Below are 3,094 nucleotides of genomic sequence, written 5' to 3'. Positions count from 1 at the left end.
GATCTGGGGCGTCGTCGCCGACGCCCATGGCGCGGAGACTGCATTGATGGTTGCCGCTGTCACCATGCTCGTCGGTGGCGGCATCGGCCTGATCCTGCCGCTGCCGCAGCACACCGCTCTCAACCTCGATCCGCTCAACCGGTTCAAGGAGCCGATGCTGGCGCTCGATTTGAAGCCGCGCAGCGGCCCGATCGCCATCATGATCGAATACATCATTCGCGAGGAGGACGTGCCGGAATTCCTCGCAACCATGGCCGAGCGTGGCCGCTCCGCCGCCGCGACGGCGCCCGCAACTGGACGCTCGCCCGCGATCTCGAAAATCCGGGCATCTGGATCGAACACTACCACACGCCGACCTGGGTCGAGTATATCCGCCACAACCGGCGTGCCACCCATGCCGACGCCGTTGTCGGCGAGCGCATCCGCGCGCTGCACAGCGGCGAGAACCCGCCGCGTGTGCGCCGCATGATCGAACGCCCGACCACCGCCGGCACGGCCCTTGTCTCGCCCAAGGGGCCGATCGATCACTAACCCGCGTCTTTTGGCCCGGAATATCTAGTTCCGATCAGCCAGCGCTGTGGATCATATAGAGCTTGCGCGTCGTCTCATGAATAAGCCACTCGCCCTTCCAGCCCTTCGGCAGGACGAGCAGATCGCCAGGCCCCAGCTCACGCATCTCGCCGTCGGCGCGGCTCACTTCCACGCGACCGGAGATGATGTGGCAGATCTCGGATGAACCCGAGCGGTCGGCGGTGAAGCGGCCGGGCGTGCATTCCCAGATGCCGATATCGACGGTCCCGTCCGGCGATTGGAAGAACGAGCGCACCGCTTCGACCTGATCGCCTTCGATCGAGGTCGGCTTCGGTGAAAAGGCGCCGATATCGGCCGTGGCGAGGTCGCGGAAGGTCGAAAGGTCGATCAAGATAGGCTCCAGTGTCAAAAGCAATTCCAGGAAAGTGCAATGGTTTTCCGTCCGGAATTGCGCGAAAACAAAGAGTTAGAGCGGTTCGGCGAACGCCGAACCGTCTCAGTGGCCTGTGATGCTGTCGGCCAGGGCGGCCAATTTCGAAGTGTAATTGAGCCCGGCGGCCTCGCGTTGGTCGGCGATGCGGTAGAGCTGGTACATCGAGTGGACGCCGAGCCAGCGGAACGGTTCCGGCTCCCAGGGTCTGACCTTGCGGTTGACCCAGGGCAGTCGCGTAAGATCCGTGTCATTGCCGAGGATCAGATCGGCAAGCGTGCGCCCCGAAAGGTTTGAGCTCGACACGCCCAGCCCGACATAACCGCCGGCCCAGCCGATGCGCGTCCTGGGGTCGAGGCCGACCGTCGTGCACCAGTCGCGCGGCACGCCGAGCACGCCGCACCAGGCGTGGTCGATGCGGCACCCGGCCGTCTGCGGCAACAGCGTCGTCAGGATCGTGTGCAGCTGGTCGATCGTCGCCTGCTGCGTCCGACCGTTGACGTCGGTGCGCGAGCCATAGCGGTAGGGCACGCCGCGTCCGCCCATGGTGATACGGCCCTCGCGCGTGCGCTGGGCATAGCAATAGGCGTGCGCCGCATTGCCGAGGAGCTCATGCCCGTCCCAGCCGATCTCGCGCCAGAGTTCTTGTGGCAGCGGCTCGGTCACGATCTGCGCGCTGTTGAGCGCCAGCCATGTCCGCTCTTCCCCGGGAATGCCGGCCGTGAACCCCTCCGTCGCGCGAATTATCGTTTCCGCCCGCACCGTGCCACGGTCGGTGGCCACCCTGCCCTTGGCGATCGACGTCACGGTCGTCTTTTCGTAGATCGGCACGCCGAGCCGCTCGACCGCTTCCGCCAGCCCGCGCACCAGCTTGGCCGGCTGCACCCGCGCCTGGCCGTGGATGACGAAGCTGCCCATGACATTCGCGATATTGATGCGCGCGCGTGTGGCTGCAGCGTCGAGCAATTCGATGCGCTCGGGGTCGGCGTCCCAGGAGCGGATCGTCTCGCACGCCTCGCGCACACGTTGGAGCTGTGCGGCATTGGTGGCGACCGTCAGATTGTCGGCACGGCGGATGTCGGCGTCGATGTCTTCGGCCGTCGCCACCCGGATCACCTCGTCGACACAGCCCGCCATCGCTGCCTGCATGGCGCTGACAGCTTGCCGGGTCGAGGTCTTTAGATATTTTTCGCGCGACCAGCCGAAGCCGCCCGAAAGCCAGCCGCCATTGCGCCCCGAGGCACCGAAGCCGGCGAATTCGCGTTCGAGCAGGACTATGCGAAGCGAGGGCTTCGCCTTCTTCAGATAATAGGCGGTCCAGAGCCCGGTGTAGCCGGCGCCGACGATCGCAACATCGGCTTCGATGTCGCCGGGCAAGGGCGGACGCGGGCTTGGGACCGCGCCCAGATCCGCATACCAGAACGAGATGTCGCCGTTGCGCTTGACTTGCATGGGATGGCTTCCAGGAGACCGGAGAGAGGGATCAGGTGAGCGTCGTGTCTGCCGTGCTGTCGTCGGGCAGAAGCTTGGCGTCGGCGCCGTCAAAGCAGAGTTCCACGTTCTCGCCGAGGGCGAAATTCTCGCCCGTCAGCGGCGACCGCACGATCGCGGTCGAGCCGTCGCCGAGCTTCACTTCGTATTTCGATCCCGAGCCAAGATAGATCGCCTCGGCGATCGTTCCCGCCAGGCGGTTCTTGCCGTCGGCTTGCCCCGGCCGGCGAATGGCAAGTTTCTCGGGCCGCAGCAGCATCACCGGGCTGGCTTCTCCGGCAAGCCGGCGCGGCGCGGCGACCGTCTCGCCGGCGATGGTCAGCGCAGTGCCGGTCCCGTCACTTCTGGCTTCGCCGCGCAGCACCGTGGAGTCGCCGATGAAGCGGCCGACGAACAGCGTTGCCGGCTCGTCATAGAGCTGCCGTCCAGTGCCGACCTGCTCGATGCGGCCGCGGTTGAACACGGCGATGCGGTCCGACAGCACCAATGCCTCCTCCTGGTCGTGCGTGACATAGACGAAGGTGGTGCCGAGCTCGCGATGGATGCGCTTGATCTCGAGCTGCAGCCATTCGCGCAGCTTCTTGTCGAGCGCGCCGAGCGGCTCGTCCATGAGGAGCAGCGGCGGGGCGGAAACCCTTGGCC

The 3,094-nt window shown here is 65.9% G+C and carries 3 protein-coding genes and 1 pseudogene; 1 reads left to right on the top strand and 3 read right to left on the bottom strand.

Translation table 11 applies throughout. From position 1 onward, the window contains the following. Positions 1–531: pseudogene (locus tag EOA79_RS31060) on the top strand (MFS transporter); the annotation flags it as partial. A 34-nt stretch (positions 532–565) separates the two neighbouring features. Here the strand turns inward: EOA79_RS31060 and EOA79_RS31055 are convergent. The 3 genes from EOA79_RS31055 to EOA79_RS31045 form a co-directional block, all read right to left on the bottom strand. After that, positions 566–922 (bottom strand): cupin domain-containing protein, encoded by a 357-nt coding sequence (locus EOA79_RS31055; RefSeq protein ID WP_067326033.1) that lies wholly within the window; start codon positions 920–922, stop codon positions 566–568. Positions 923–1,027: 105 nt separating this feature from the next. After that, positions 1,028–2,413, bottom strand: coding sequence for an FAD-binding oxidoreductase (locus tag EOA79_RS31050; protein ID WP_067326030.1), 1,386 nt, complete (start codon positions 2,411–2,413; stop codon positions 1,028–1,030). Between the two features lie 31 nt (positions 2,414–2,444). Further along, positions 2,445–3,094: ABC transporter ATP-binding protein (locus tag EOA79_RS31045; RefSeq protein ID WP_164894034.1), on the bottom strand; the 650-nt coding region annotated here is incomplete at its 5' end.

This window comes from Mesorhizobium sp. M1A.F.Ca.IN.020.03.2.1 (assembly GCF_004023205.1).
Taxonomy (GTDB): domain Bacteria; phylum Pseudomonadota; class Alphaproteobacteria; order Rhizobiales; family Rhizobiaceae; genus Mesorhizobium.
The sequence above is the reverse complement of the archived record's forward strand: the minus strand, read 5'-3'. Positions and strand labels throughout refer to the sequence as shown.